Source organism: Seongchinamella sediminis (genome assembly GCF_003457605.1).
Taxonomy (GTDB): domain Bacteria; phylum Pseudomonadota; class Gammaproteobacteria; order Pseudomonadales; family Halieaceae; genus Halioglobus; species Halioglobus sediminis.
On sequence record NZ_QRAN01000040.1, the window covers coordinates 1 to 11,845 of the forward strand.

16 protein-coding genes and 2 tRNA genes are annotated in these 11,845 nt (G+C 62.3%); 14 read left to right on the forward strand and 4 right to left on the reverse strand.

The features are described 5' to 3' along the window. The first annotated feature begins 135 nt into the window (after positions 1-135). Genes prmB through DWB85_RS18850 form a run of 3 tightly spaced genes read left to right on the forward strand, consistent with a single transcriptional unit; the run spans position 136 to position 2,418 of the window. Complete coding sequence (gene prmB / locus DWB85_RS18840; RefSeq protein ID WP_117957584.1) at positions 136-1,044, forward strand: 50S ribosomal protein L3 N(5)-glutamine methyltransferase; 909 nt, start codon at positions 136-138, stop codon at positions 1,042-1,044. A gap of 43 nt (positions 1,045-1,087) precedes the next feature. Further along, a complete protein-coding gene (gene aroC / locus DWB85_RS18845) occupies positions 1,088-2,191 on the forward strand; it encodes a chorismate synthase (protein ID WP_117957585.1) in 1,104 nt (367 codons plus the stop codon). Positions 2,192-2,196: 5 nt separating this feature from the next. Continuing rightward, positions 2,197-2,418, forward strand: a complete 222-nt coding sequence (locus DWB85_RS18850) for a hypothetical protein (RefSeq protein ID WP_117957587.1) — start codon at positions 2,197-2,199, stop codon at positions 2,416-2,418. A 3-nt stretch (positions 2,419-2,421) separates the two neighbouring features. On the opposite strand, the gene DWB85_RS18855 is transcribed toward DWB85_RS18850, so the two are convergent. Continuing rightward, complete coding sequence (locus DWB85_RS18855) at positions 2,422-2,937, reverse strand: glycine cleavage system transcriptional repressor (RefSeq protein WP_117957589.1); 516 nt, start codon at positions 2,935-2,937, stop codon at positions 2,422-2,424. A gap of 74 nt (positions 2,938-3,011) precedes the next feature. Between DWB85_RS18855 and DWB85_RS18860 the strand changes: the two genes are divergently transcribed. Genes DWB85_RS18860 through DWB85_RS18895 form a run of 8 tightly spaced genes read left to right on the forward strand, consistent with a single transcriptional unit; the run spans position 3,012 to position 8,106 of the window. Then, positions 3,012-3,260 carry a YheU family protein gene (locus DWB85_RS18860; protein ID WP_117957591.1) on the forward strand — a complete coding sequence of 83 codons (249 nt, stop codon included), beginning with the start codon at positions 3,012-3,014 and terminating at the stop codon, positions 3,258-3,260. Between the two features lies 1 nt (position 3,261). Further along, positions 3,262-3,507 (forward strand): sulfurtransferase TusA, encoded by a 246-nt coding sequence (gene tusA, locus DWB85_RS18865; protein ID WP_117957593.1) that lies wholly within the window; start codon positions 3,262-3,264, stop codon positions 3,505-3,507. Next, positions 3,504-4,070, forward strand: coding sequence for an elongation factor P hydroxylase (locus tag DWB85_RS18870; RefSeq protein ID WP_239017397.1), 567 nt, complete (start codon positions 3,504-3,506; stop codon positions 4,068-4,070). Before tusA ends, DWB85_RS18870 begins: the two co-directional genes overlap by 4 nt. 2 nt (positions 4,071-4,072) lie before the next feature. Continuing rightward, positions 4,073-4,981 carry a 5'-3' exonuclease gene (locus DWB85_RS18875; RefSeq protein ID WP_117957595.1) on the forward strand — a complete coding sequence of 303 codons (909 nt, stop codon included), beginning with the start codon at positions 4,073-4,075 and terminating at the stop codon, positions 4,979-4,981. Then, entirely contained in the window at positions 4,978-6,126 is a 1,149-nt protein-coding gene (locus DWB85_RS18880) for a 4-phosphoerythronate dehydrogenase (RefSeq protein ID WP_117957597.1), read from the forward strand. The genes DWB85_RS18875 and DWB85_RS18880 overlap by 4 nt, the downstream gene beginning before the upstream one ends. 3 nt (positions 6,127-6,129) lie before the next feature. Continuing rightward, positions 6,130-7,281 (forward strand): ATP-NAD kinase family protein, encoded by a 1,152-nt coding sequence (locus tag DWB85_RS18885; RefSeq protein ID WP_117957599.1) that lies wholly within the window; start codon positions 6,130-6,132, stop codon positions 7,279-7,281. After that, the gene (gene msrB / locus DWB85_RS18890) at positions 7,278-7,661 is read left to right on the forward strand and encodes a peptide-methionine (R)-S-oxide reductase MsrB (RefSeq protein ID WP_117957601.1); all 384 of its coding nucleotides are present in this window, start codon (positions 7,278-7,280) and stop codon (positions 7,659-7,661) included. Before DWB85_RS18885 ends, msrB begins: the two co-directional genes overlap by 4 nt. Positions 7,662-7,671: 10 nt before the next feature. Then, entirely contained in the window at positions 7,672-8,106 is a 435-nt protein-coding gene (locus tag DWB85_RS18895; protein ID WP_205422817.1) for a nuclear transport factor 2 family protein, read from the forward strand. Positions 8,107-8,232: 126 nt separating this feature from the next. Here DWB85_RS18895 and DWB85_RS18900 read toward each other — a convergent pair. The 3 genes from DWB85_RS18900 to DWB85_RS18910 form a co-directional block, all read right to left on the reverse strand. Next, positions 8,233-8,308 (reverse strand) — tRNA-Gly (locus tag DWB85_RS18900). Positions 8,309-8,446: 138 nt separating this feature from the next. After that, a tRNA-Glu gene (locus DWB85_RS18905) sits at positions 8,447-8,522 on the reverse strand. A 213-nt stretch (positions 8,523-8,735) separates the two neighbouring features. Beyond that, positions 8,736-9,119 carry a PA2817 family protein gene (locus tag DWB85_RS18910; protein WP_117957603.1) on the reverse strand — a complete coding sequence of 128 codons (384 nt, stop codon included), beginning with the start codon at positions 9,117-9,119 and terminating at the stop codon, positions 8,736-8,738. A gap of 70 nt (positions 9,120-9,189) precedes the next feature. Here DWB85_RS18910 and DWB85_RS18915 point away from each other — a divergent pair, with 70 nt between their 5' ends. The 3 genes from DWB85_RS18915 to queF are packed head-to-tail and all read left to right on the forward strand — an operon-like array spanning position 9,190 to position 11,700. Next, entirely contained in the window at positions 9,190-10,107 is a 918-nt protein-coding gene (locus tag DWB85_RS18915) for an ABC transporter ATP-binding protein (RefSeq protein WP_117957606.1), read from the forward strand. After that, the gene (locus DWB85_RS18920) at positions 10,104-10,877 is read left to right on the forward strand and encodes an ABC transporter permease (RefSeq protein ID WP_117957608.1); all 774 of its coding nucleotides are present in this window, start codon (positions 10,104-10,106) and stop codon (positions 10,875-10,877) included. Before DWB85_RS18915 ends, DWB85_RS18920 begins: the two co-directional genes overlap by 4 nt. A 4-nt stretch (positions 10,878-10,881) precedes the next feature. After that, positions 10,882-11,700, forward strand: coding sequence for an NADPH-dependent 7-cyano-7-deazaguanine reductase QueF (gene queF, locus DWB85_RS18925; protein ID WP_117957610.1), 819 nt, complete (start codon positions 10,882-10,884; stop codon positions 11,698-11,700). Positions 11,701-11,845 lie beyond the last annotated feature (145 nt).

Here is an 11,845-nt window from a genome sequence, read left to right on the forward strand (position 1 = left end):
ACCTCCAACTCCGGAAGGCCTAATATTAATCCTGCGTGGGACATCGGTGTACTCTCCATTAAACGAACTTCGCAAATTCAGTTTAATGAACATCGGTGTCCCCCGTTAATGATGAAGAGCCGTTAAACTTAGCCCATGGACGAAACAACGACAGATCAGCTCACCGTGGGCCAGGCCATCCAGTATTGCTGGGAACAGTTGCACGACAGCGCAGTGTTTTACGGTCACGGCACCGATAATCCCTGGGACGAGGCGGTGCAGCTGGTGCTGGCGGTTGCCGGATTACCAGCGGATGCGGGGGACGGCGTACTGCCGCATGTGGTGAGCGTGACGCAGCGGGCTGAGATCGAGCGCCTGCTCAAGCGCCGCATCGAGGAGCACGTTCCGCTGCCCTACCTGCTGGGCAAGGCCTGGTTCGCGGGACTGGAATTCGGCTGTGACCCCAGGGCGATTATTCCCCGTTCACCCATCGCCGAACTGATTCTGCACGACTACCAGCCCTGGTACGCGGGACCGGAACCGGCCCGGATCCTGGATATGTGCTGCGGCGGCGGCTGTATCGGCCTGGCGGCGGCCTATTACAGCAAGGCCCGCGTAGACCTGGTGGACCTGGATCCCGAGGCGCTGGCCCTGGCGGCGGAGAACCGCGAGCGCCTGGGGCTGGCGCACCGGGTACAGATCCACCAGTCCGACCTGTTCGACGCGCTGGCCCCGCAGCGCTATGACCTGATTCTGTCCAATCCGCCCTATGTGGACGCCGGTGACCTGGCGAGCATGCCTGCCGAGTACCACCACGAGCCGGAACTGGCCCTGGGCAGCGGGCCGGACGGGCTGTCCCTGACCCGCCGGATCCTCGCCAGGGCAGCGGATTACCTCTCGGACACGGGCTTGCTGGTGGTAGAGGTGGGAAACAGCTGGGAGGCGCTGGAAGCGGCGTATCCCCGGGTACCCTTCACCTGGCTCGAGTTTGAGCATGGCGGCCACGGGGTGTTTGCCCTGAGTGCCGCGGAATTGCAGGAATTCAGCGCCAGTCTTAGCGGATAATCGGTATAATGGCCGGCTTTGAACCTGCAGGCACGCAAGCGATATGTCCGGTAACAGCATAGGCAAACTTTTCACCGTCACCAGCTTTGGCGAAAGCCACGGTCCCGCCCTTGGCTGTATTGTCGATGGCTGTCCCCCGGGGGTGGAACTGGATGCCTCCGACCTGCAGGGTGACCTGGACCGGCGCAAGCCCGGTACCTCCCGTTTTACGACCCAGCGCCGCGAGGCGGACGAGGTGCGCATCCTGTCCGGGGTGTTCGAGGGCAGGACCACCGGCACCGCCATCGGCATGCTGATCGAGAACACCGACCAGCGCTCCAAGGACTACTCCAATATAGCCAACACCTTCCGGCCCGCCCACGCCGACTATACCTACAACCAGAAATACGGGTTTCGCGATTACCGTGGCGGCGGACGCGCCTCCGCCCGGGAGACCGCCATGCGGGTGGCCGCGGGCGCCATCGCGAAAAAGTACCTGCGCAGCCGTTACGGCATTGAGATTCGCGGCTACCTGGCGCAGCTGGGCCCGATACGGGCTGAAACGCTGGACTGGGAGGTGGTGGAGAGCAATCCCTTTTTCTGCCCCGACCCGGCGGCAGTGCCGAAGATGGAGGCCTACATGGCCGCGCTCAACAAGGCGGGCGACTCGATTGGCGCGCGCATCAACGTGATCGCGCACAATGTCATGCCCGGGCTGGGAGAGCCGGTATTCGACCGCCTCGATGCCGATATCGCCCATGCCATGATGGGCATTAACGCGGTCAAGGCAGTGGAAGTGGGGGCCGGCTTTGCCAGTGTCGAACAGAAAGGCAGCGAGCATCGCGACCTGCTGACGCCGGAAGGCTTCGTCGGCAACAATGCCGGCGGCATACTGGGCGGCATTTCCAGCGGCCAGGATATTACGGTCAGTATCGCCCTCAAGCCAACCTCGAGCATTCGCCAGCCGGGGGCGACCATATCCACCCGTGGCGAAGCCATGGACATGGTTACCCACGGTCGCCACGATCCCTGCGTCGGCATTCGCGCCACGCCAATCGCCGAGGCGATGCTGGCTATTGTGCTGATGGATCACGTGCTGCGCCATCGGGGCCAGAACGCCGACGTGGTGTGCGAGACGCCGGTGATTCCCGCGGCGCGGCCGGAGTAAACCCGGTGGCCAGGGCGGGACGCAAGTACTACCGGACAATATTTCTCGGCGTTGCCGCCATGGCGGCACTGGTGTGGGCCGCGGTTGACCAGTTCGGTATCCCCTGGGAGGAGATGCTGGAGCTGCTGCTCATTACGGTAGCGGCGATTGTCCTGGTCATCGCGGCTGCCGCCGCCACCGTTGCCCTGTGGCTATGGCTGCGCAAACTGCTGCGCAACGACGACTGAGTTTTACGCCAGCTCTATATCCAGGGTCATATTGTTGGCGATCTCGTCGAGCGAATCCTGCAGTTCGTCAAGGTCGGTGTTGGCGGGAACATGGGCGTCGATACGCGCCCTGAACAGCAGTTCGCCGCTCATGGCGGCGCTCTCGACCTGGCTGTCCATCTCTACCACGTTGATCTGCCGCGCCGCCAGTGCACGGGAAATCTCCCGGACGATTCCCAGGCGGTCCGGGCCGAGCACGGTCAGGGTGATGCCCTTGCCATTGTGCTCCAGCGAGATCTCACTGGTGGGAGTCACCCTGACGCTGAGCCCGGTCGCCGACAGCGCCTTGAGCTCTGCCTCCAGAGTCTCACCGCTTTCAGCGGGCAGGGAAACCAGGATCAGTCCGGCGAATTTGCCCCCCAGCTGTGACAGGCGGCTCTCGTGCCAGTTGCCGCGATTGTGCTCGATAACGCTGGACAGTTGTTCCACGAGGCCGGGGCGGTCATCCCCGATGAAAGTAATGATGTAGGATGTATCCACCAGCTTGACTCCACATTCCAGGGTGCAGGCCGTATATTAACCCGCAAAAGCAGCTGGCAGAAGGAGGCTGGCCCATGTATTCCTACATCGAGATACCAGCCGGGCGGCTGGACGCGGACGCGCTGCAGGGCTTGCTGGAGGAGTTTGCCAGCCGCGACGGTACCGACTACGGTGAGACGGAGTTGACCCTGGCAGAAAAGACGGGCAACCTGCGCCGCCAGCTGCAGCAGGGAGAGCTGTTGCTGTTGTTTGAAACCGAGAGCGAGCAGTGGGACCTGGTCAACAGCGACCAGGCCAGGGCACTGCTCGGGGACCACGATTAATATGTCAATTCCTGTCGATCACGTGCTGGACGCTTCCGGGCTGTTTTGTCCGGAGCCGGTCATGCTGCTGCACAACAAGATCCGCGATATGGAAGCGGGGCAGGTGGTGCAGGTGCTGGCTACCGACCCGTCGACCGAGCGGGATATCCCTAAATTCTGCACCTTTCTCGGCCACGAGCTGTTGCGCCAGGAAGCCTCCGACGGCAGCTACCGATACTGGCTGCGCAAGCAGGAGCACGCCCGTTGAGCGTCGCCGCAACTCCCGCGCTGTTTGACTGCAGCCGCCTGGTCTCGGTATTCGACGACTGTTTTGGCGCCAGTGAAAATACCGCGCTGGTGGGCGGTGCCGAAGAGCCTCTCTACCTGCCTGCCGGTAACGACAATCCGCGCAACCTGCTGTATTTTCGCGAGGACTACTTCGCCAGTGCCCTGCACGAAACCGCTCACTGGTGTATCGCCGGCGCCGAGCGCCGCAAACAGGTCGATTTCGGTTACTGGTATGCCCCCGAGGGCCGCAGCGCCCAGCAGCAGCGCGCGTTCGAGGCAGTGGAAGTCAAGCCCCAGGCGCTGGAGTGGCTGTTCTCGCTGGCCTGTGGTTATCGTTTTCGCATCAGTGCCGATAACTTTGCTGACGATGGCCAGCCCACTGGCAGCCGGGAATTTCGCCATGCCGTCGCCGCCCAGGCGCGCCGCTGGCAGCAACAGGGGCTGCCACCGCGCGCGGCGCGTTTTTACCGCGCCCTGGCGCGGGAGTTTGCCACCGCCCTGGCCCTGACGGATCTTGTTTTCGATCCGGCCAGCATCGACTGACCATGACGCGACGTGCCTGGCTGCTGGACGCCTCCATTTATATTTTCCGGGCGTGGTTTTCCCTGCCGGATCGCTGGAAGGACCAGGATGGAAACCCGCTCAACGCGGTATATGGCTACGCCAGCTTCCTCTGTGACCTGCTGCCCCGGGTCCACCCGGCCTCGCACCTTGCCGCGGCCTTCGATGAAAGCCTCGGCAGCTGCTTTCGCAATGAGCTTTATCCCGACTACAAATCCAGCCGGGCGCTCCCCGATGAAGCCCTGGCCTTCCAGTTACGCAGTTGCCGCGAGTTGACCGAGCGCTGTGGAATCCCCTGTTACGGGGGTGACCGTTACGAGGCCGATGATTACCTGGCCAGCCTGGCGCGGCTGGCCGGCGAGCAACAGCTGCCGGTGACGGTGATAAGCCGCGACAAGGACCTGGGGCAGCTGTTAACAGGGCCGGCGAACAGGTGGTGGGATTTTGCCGCCGACAAGACCGTCGACAGCGCGGCCTTCGAACAGCGATTCGGGGTCCGGCCACAGCAGTTCGCCGACTACCTGGGCCTGGTCGGTGACAGTGTCGATGACATTCCCGGTGTGCCGGGCGTGGGCCCGCGCACCGCGGCGGTACTGATATCGGAGCTCGGCAGCCTGGAGGCTATCGCGGCGGATATGGCGGCTGTTGCCGCGTTGCCCCTGCGCGGCGCGTCCCGCCTGGGCGACAAACTGTCGACTTACTGGTCGCAGGCCCTGCTGTCGCGTGAACTGGCCCGGCTGGACGCCAATGTCCCCGAGGTCCAGCAGTTGCCGGATTATCAGCTTACGCTGTCCGACATTGACAACGCTATCGACTTTATCCGTTCACTGGGCCTGGATGGCCCGCTGGTCAGGCGCTGGCAGGCCCTGCCAACGCAGTTGCAGCTGGCATGACACTGCGCCTGGTTGCCGATGAAAATATCCCTGCGCTCGAGGCCAGCTTCGGGTCCGGGGTGGCGGTGCGGCGGCTGTCCGGGCGCCAGCTGACGTCCGCTGATCTGGCCGATGCGGACATATTGCTGGTGCGCTCGGTGACCCGCGTCGATGCGCAGTTGCTCGCGGGCTCGCCGGTGAAGTTTGTCGGCAGCGCAACCAGCGGTATCGACCATATCGACCTCGATTACCTGCGCCGGGGCAACATCGGCTTCGCCCACGCGCCCGGCGCCAATGCCAACTCGGTCGTCGAGTATGTGCTGGCCGCCATTGCCGCGCTGGATGATTACCTGGAACGATTGCTGGCAGGCGCCGCGGTCGCTATTGTCGGCTATGGCCATATAGGTCGCGCGGTGGGCGCGCGGCTGCGGGCCCTGGGAATTCACTGTCTGGTCTATGACCCCTGGCTGACGCCAGCTGAGGTCGGCGGGACGACTACCCTGGCCGATGTCCTGGCCTGCGAGGTGATTTGCCTGCACCCGGAACTGACCCGCAAGGAACCCTGGCCGAGCTATCACCTGTTGGGTAGAGCGCAACTGGCGGAAATGGGCCGCGGCCAGCTGCTGATCAATGCCAGCCGCGGGCCGGTGGTCGATAACCGGGCCCTGTACCGTCGCCTGAAGCAGGGCAGTGGGCCCGAGGTGGTTCTCGATGTGTGGGAGACCGAGCCCCTTGTCCCCCCGGAACTGCTGGCAACAGTGCGCCTGGGTACGGCGCATATAGCCGGTTACAGCTACGATGGCAAACTGCTGGCAACCCGCATGTTGCGCGATGCGGCTGCCGCGGCGCTGGGGCGGACCTTTGCCGGAGGCGACGCCAGCGCAGGGGACATACCCGGGCCCCTGCGTGTTAGCGACGATGTGACCCAACCCGAGCTGTTGCGGCAACTGGTGTCCGCCAGTTACCGTATCGAGGACGATGACCAGCGGCTGCGCAGGGCGGTGAAGGATACGACTGCGGAGCGTTGCCGTGAAAATTTCGATCAGTTGCGCAAAAATTACCCGCAGCGGCGCGAACTGGCCGGACGCGAGGTAGTGCTTGCGGGCGGCAATGGGCGCTGGCGGGATGTGGTGCGCGCCCTGGGTTGTAAACCGGTGGAGGTATAAGCCATGGCGGCATTGCGGCTGGGCCTGATTGTCAATCCCCTGGCGGGGCTGGGCGGGACCCGCGGCCTCAAGGGCAGCGACGGCGAGGCCGTGCGCCAGCTTGCAGCTTCCCTGTCGGGGCAGGAACTGCAGCGCTCCAATGACCGGGCTTCCCGGGCGTTGCAGAAGCTGGTGGGCGTAAAGGACCTGCTGGTCCTGACCTGGGGCGGGGCTATGGGGGCTGACCTCGCCGCCTCCCTGGGGCTGAATCACCAGGTGCTGGGCAAGCCCTGCGGCGGTCTCAGCGGCGCCACAGATACCCGCCGGGCGGCCGAGGCCCTGCTTGCCGCCGGGGTCGATGTGCTGGTGTTCGCCGGCGGCGACGGAACCGCCCGGGATATTTACGACGCAGTCGGTGAGCGTCAGCCGGTGCTGGGCATACCCGCCGGGGTTAAAATGCATTCGGCGGTGTTTGCAGTATCGCCCGAGGCCGCCGGCGAACTGTTGCTGGAACTGGCCAGCGCCGGTCTGGTGGGCTTGCGCAGCCAGGAAGTACGCGACATCGATGAGGATGCCTTCCGCCACGATGTCGTGCGCAGTCGCTATTACGGCGAGATGCTGGTTCCCGGTGAAGGCCGCTTCCTGCAGCACACCAAGGTCGGCGGCCGCGAAAGCCAGGAACTGGTAGCCGCAGATATAGCCGCCTGGGTGGTGGAGCATATGGATCCCGGCACGCTGTACCTGGTTGGTCCCGGCTCCACGACCGCGGCGCTGATGGAGGAGCTGGGGCTGGCCAATACCCTGTTGGGCGTCGATGTGGTCAAGGGCGGTGAACTGTGCGCCAGCGACGTCGATGAGGCCGGCTTGCTGGCCGCGCTTGCCGAACACGCCGGACCCGCGCATATTTTCGTCACGGCGATCGGCGGCCAGGGCCACATTTTTGGCCGCGGTAACCAGCAATTCTCCCCGGCGGTGATTCGCGCCGTGGGGCTGGAAAATATTTCCGTGCTGGCGGCAAAATCGAAGATTACCGGCCTCGAAGGCAGGCCCCTGCTGGTGGATACCAATGATCCGGAACTGGATGCCCGGTTCAGCGGCTACCGTGAGATAATCACTGGCTACGACGACCGCATACTGTACCCGGTGGCGGCAATGGATAATCAGGAGACATCATGAAAGACAACGAATACTGGCGCGACAAGCTGAGCCCGGAGGAATTCAAGGTCTGCCGGGAGAAGGGCACTGAAAAACCGTTTTCCGGCGAATACTGGGACACGACCGACAAGGGCGTCTACAACTGCAAGTGCTGCGGTGAACCGCTGTTCCTTTCCGATAGCAAATTCGATGCCGGTTGCGGCTGGCCCAGCTTTTTCCAGCCCGCAGACGCGGCAGTCATCGAGGAGGCAGCGGACCATTCCCACGGAATGACCCGGACGGAAATCATGTGCAAAAAATGCGGCGCCCACCTCGGGCACGTGTTCGAGGATGGCCCCCAGCCAACCGGCCTGCGCTACTGCGTCAACAGCCTGTCGGTTAAACTGGACAAGTCGGAGTAGGGTGGCCGCCATGGACCTGCAGCAACTCATCGATGAACGCGCCATCTATCGCCAGTTGATGCGCTTCGCCCGCGCCATGGATGAGCGCGACTGGGACCAGCTGGCGCAGGTGACTAGCGAGGATTTCGTGGCCGATACCGGCAGGGGTGACATTCACGGTCGCGAGGCCTGTATTGCGTTCATGCGCTCCTTCCTCGACCACTGCGGCACCACCCAGCACCTGCTGGCTAACGTGGTGATTGACGTCGAGGCTGACAGCGCCACCAGTTCCGCTTACGTGTGTGATATGCACCTGGCACGCGATAAAAGCAGGGGCGACAGTTTCCGCACCCTGGGAATCTACCACGACCAGTGGCAGCGGGTCGGCGACACCTGGTTGATGACCCGGCGCAAGAAATACAACCGGGCGACCCTGGGCACGATGGACGTGTTTCGGCCCGCTTAGGGTGCGATTACTTGGTTTAACGTGGGAAGTTGGAGCGGGAAGCGGCGGGGCTGCCCCCAGCCGGGGTGGCGGGCCACTTCGAACGCCAAAACCCTCAATGCATTGAACCACCGCGCTGGGGGAAGTTGGAGCGGGAAACCGGGTTCGAACCGGCGACCTCAACCTTGGCAAGGTTGCGCTCTACCAACTGAGCTATTCCCGCAAACATCGCGCTTATGCCCACCGCCGTGGTCGCCGGAGCCGTCGAGGCTGCGCGCCCCGGGCAGCGTGCCCCGCCTCAAACGTGGCAAGGTTGCGCTCTACCAACTGAGCTATTCCCGCACACAAATCCAGGATCGAGTGGCGTCCCCTAGGGGGTTCGAACCCCTGTTACCGCCGTGAAAGGGCGGTGTCCTAGGCCACTAGACGAAGGGGACCCGCGTAGTCTCGATCGAGAGGCGCGCATTTTAGGGATAGCGGGCAGCGCCGTCAAGCCTCGGCAGTGGAATTTTCTTGAGCCGTTTTTTGCTGTAAGTTCATGGGCTTAGATATCAACGCTAGGGTAAAGTTTAGCTTTAATTCGGGGCCGTCGGCGGACCACAGCACTACCTGCAGATGACCCGGAACAGGCCTACTGCAACCACTGAAGCCTATTGCAGGCCCATCAGGCTGGCCCGGGCCTCGCGCATATTCAGGGTTTCACCGCGGGAAGCGGCAGCCAGGCGCATTTCATCGAGTCGCTGGTAGGCGTTAATTTCCTCGTCCGGCATATAGTGCAGGCATTCGCCGCCAAAAAACCACAGCAGATCGCGGGGAAAGGCCGGGGCGAAGTCGGGGTAGGTGGTGAACAGGCGGGACACCAGCTGCGGGCCATCGGCGTACAAATTGCCCTCACCGGCTGCCAGTGCCTTGAACCGGGTCCCCAGTTCTTTCAGGGAGTCGCCGTCTGGCAGGTGTTCCAGCCGTTGTTCAGTGCTGCTGGCGAATTCCTCCAGCAGTTGCTGGCAGTACCGGGCGTATTGCGTGTCATCCATGGGTAAATTTCGTCTCGCAGGCTCAATGCAGGTACAATAGCGCGCTTTGTTCAGGGCAGCGCACACGCAGATGATACCAGCACTTCGCATCGAAAATCTCAGCAAGGTTTACGACAACGGTTTCGAGGCACTCAAGGGCATCAGCCTGACGGTGGAGCAGGGCGATTTCTATGCCCTGCTCGGTCCCAACGGCGCCGGCAAGTCCACTACCATCGGGATAATCTGCTCCCTGGTCGGCAAGAGCGCCGGCAAGGTGCAGGTGTTCGATGCCGATATCGATGAAAACTTCCCGGCGGCCAAGAAGTACATTGGAATCGTGCCCCAGGAATTCAATTTCAACATGTTTGAGAAGGCCTTCGATATCGTGGTCAACCAGGGCGGCTACTACGGTATGCCGGCGCCGCTCGCCCGGGAGCGGGCGGAGAAATACCTGCGGGCACTGGGTTTGTGGGACAAGCGCGATATACCCACGCGCACCCTCTCCGGCGGCATGAAGCGGCGGTTGATGATTGCCCGGGCCCTGGTGCACGAGCCGAAGTTGCTGATCCTGGACGAACCCACTGCCGGCGTCGATATCGAAATGCGCCGTTCCATGTGGGATTTCCTCAAACAAATCAACGCCCAGGGCACGACCATCATTCTCACCACTCACTACCTGGAGGAAGCGGAAGCCCTCTGCCGTCACATCGGCATCATCAATCACGGTGAAATAGTGGAGAATACCTCGGTCAAGGCACTGCTGCGCCAGCTGCAGCGAGAGGTGTTTATTCTCGACAGCGTCGAGGAACTGCAGGCCGGGGTCGATATCCCGGGCTTTGTCACCCGCAGGCTGGACGCCCACAGCATGGAGATCGAGGTGGAGAAAGGGCAGAGCATCAACGAGGTATTTGCACAGCTGGGCCAGCAGGGCATTCACATCAGCAGCATGCGCAACCGGGCCAATCGCCTGGAGGAGATGTTCGTCAACCTGGTGGAGGGTGCGGCGTGAACGCCACCGAGCAATACCGGGCTTTTATGACCCTCTTCTCCAAGGAAGTCAGGCGCTACCTGAGGATCTGGACCCAGACCCTGCTGCCCTCGGCGATTACCATGTCGCTGTACTTCGTTATTTTCGGCAGCCTGATCGGTTCCCGCATCGGCGAGATGGGCGGTTTCAGCTACATGGAATTCGTGGTGCCGGGGCTGATCATGATGGCCATCGTCACCAACTCCTATTCCAACGTCGTGTCCTCATTTTTTGGCTCCAAGTTCAACCACAGCGTGGAGGAGCTGCTGGTGTCACCGACACCGAACTACGTGATCCTGATGGGTTACGTGGCAGGCGGGGTAAGCAGGGGCCTGCTGGTGGCCATCGTGGTTACCCTGGTATCGCTGTTTTTCACCCGGCTGCACATACACAGCTTCCTGGTGGTGACTGTCATCGTGCTGATGACCTCGACACTGTTCGCCCTGGCGGGTTTTATCAATGCGGTGTATGCCAACAGTTTCGATGATATTTCCATTATCCCGACCTTTGTACTGACTCCGCTGATCTATCTTGGCGGGGTGTTTTACTCCATGGACCTGTTGCCCGAGTTCTGGGCCGGGGTGTCCAAACTCAACCCGCTGGTTTATGTGGTGAATGCGTTTCGCTACGGTGTGCTGGGCGTGTCGGATGTCAGCCTGGGTTTTGCCTTTGGCATGATTGCCCTGTTTACCGTGGTCGCCTTTGCCTTCAGCATGCACCTGCTCAATTCCGGCAAGCGCCTGAGGCAGTAAAGCCATGAGTGACGACAAACCCGGTCTGTTGCTGGGCAAGAATGTGCCGGTCGCCGACAAGTACAGCCCTGAGCTGCTCTATCCCATCCCCCGGGCCCGGGCGAGATCATCCCTGGGTCTTGGGGCAACCCTGCCCTTTGACGGTGTCGACCTGTGGCATGCCTACGAGCTGTGCTGGCTCAACGACCGGGGCAAGCCGGTGGTGCGGGTAGGAAGGTTTTTCATCCCTGCGGATTCACCGTGCATGGTGGAGTCAAAGTCCTTCAAGCTCTACCTCAACTCACTCAACGGCAGCACTTTCGCCTGCGAGCAGCAGCTGCGCGAGACCCTGCGAACTGACCTGGCGGCGGTTATCGGCGCCGATATAGAACTGGAATTGTTTGCGGTGGATGCGCCGGAACTGGACGGCGGGGTGCCCGAGGGCGACTGCCTGGACGACCTCGATATCAGCGTTGACGATAGCGCGCCGGGGGCGGAGCTGCTGCAGGTGGGCGAGGAGGTAGTGGCGGAAGCGCTCTACAGCCACCTGCTGCGCTCCCTGTGCCCGGTGACCGGCCAGCCGGACTGGGCGACGGTTTACCTGAGTTACCGCGGCAGGGCTCTCGAGCGGGAGAGCCTGCTGCGCTACCTCATTGCCTTTCGCCAGCACCAGGAGTTTCACGAACAGTGCGTGGAGCGGATGTTTGTCGATTTGCAAGGACTCATCGAGCCCGAATTCCTGGAGATACAGGCGTTTTACACCCGCCGTGGCGGCCTGGACATCAACCCCTTTCGCAGCACTGATCCCGGCGCTGTTCCCCTGTCCCGGATGAATCGCCAGTAGGGCCAAAATTCCCCGCCGGAACACAGTATTTTCTAATTCGTAAATGAGTCTGAAGCGGGGGGCTATGTGGAGTCGATTTCAGGCCCTTTTTGTCTCCCGTTCATGGATTGATTTGAACAGTTGCCGGCGAGCTTGTTGAAGCCGG

Bases quoted from the DNA above. Each gene is read 5' to 3' on its own strand.
- prmB (WP_117957584.1), top strand. From the start codon at position 136: ATGGACGAAACAACGACAGATCAGCTCACCGTGGGCCAGGCCATCCAG.
- aroC (WP_117957585.1), top strand. From the start codon at position 1,088: ATGTCCGGTAACAGCATAGGCAAACTTTTCACCGTCACCAGCTTTGGC.
- DWB85_RS18860 (WP_117957591.1), top strand. From the start codon at position 3,012: ATGTATTCCTACATCGAGATACCAGCCGGGCGGCTGGACGCGGACGCG.
- tusA (WP_117957593.1), top strand. From the start codon at position 3,262: ATGTCAATTCCTGTCGATCACGTGCTGGACGCTTCCGGGCTGTTTTGT.
- DWB85_RS18875 (WP_117957595.1), top strand. From the start codon at position 4,073: ATGACGCGACGTGCCTGGCTGCTGGACGCCTCCATTTATATTTTCCGG.
- DWB85_RS18880 (WP_117957597.1), top strand. From the start codon at position 4,978: ATGACACTGCGCCTGGTTGCCGATGAAAATATCCCTGCGCTCGAGGCC.
- DWB85_RS18885 (WP_117957599.1), top strand. From the start codon at position 6,130: ATGGCGGCATTGCGGCTGGGCCTGATTGTCAATCCCCTGGCGGGGCTG.
- msrB (WP_117957601.1), top strand. From the start codon at position 7,278: ATGAAAGACAACGAATACTGGCGCGACAAGCTGAGCCCGGAGGAATTC.
- DWB85_RS18895 (WP_205422817.1), top strand. From the start codon at position 7,672: ATGGACCTGCAGCAACTCATCGATGAACGCGCCATCTATCGCCAGTTG.
- DWB85_RS18910 (WP_117957603.1), bottom strand. From the start codon at position 9,119: ATGGATGACACGCAATACGCCCGGTACTGCCAGCAACTGCTGGAGGAA.
- DWB85_RS18915 (WP_117957606.1), top strand. From the start codon at position 9,190: ATGATACCAGCACTTCGCATCGAAAATCTCAGCAAGGTTTACGACAAC.
- queF (WP_117957610.1), top strand. From the start codon at position 10,882: ATGAGTGACGACAAACCCGGTCTGTTGCTGGGCAAGAATGTGCCGGTC.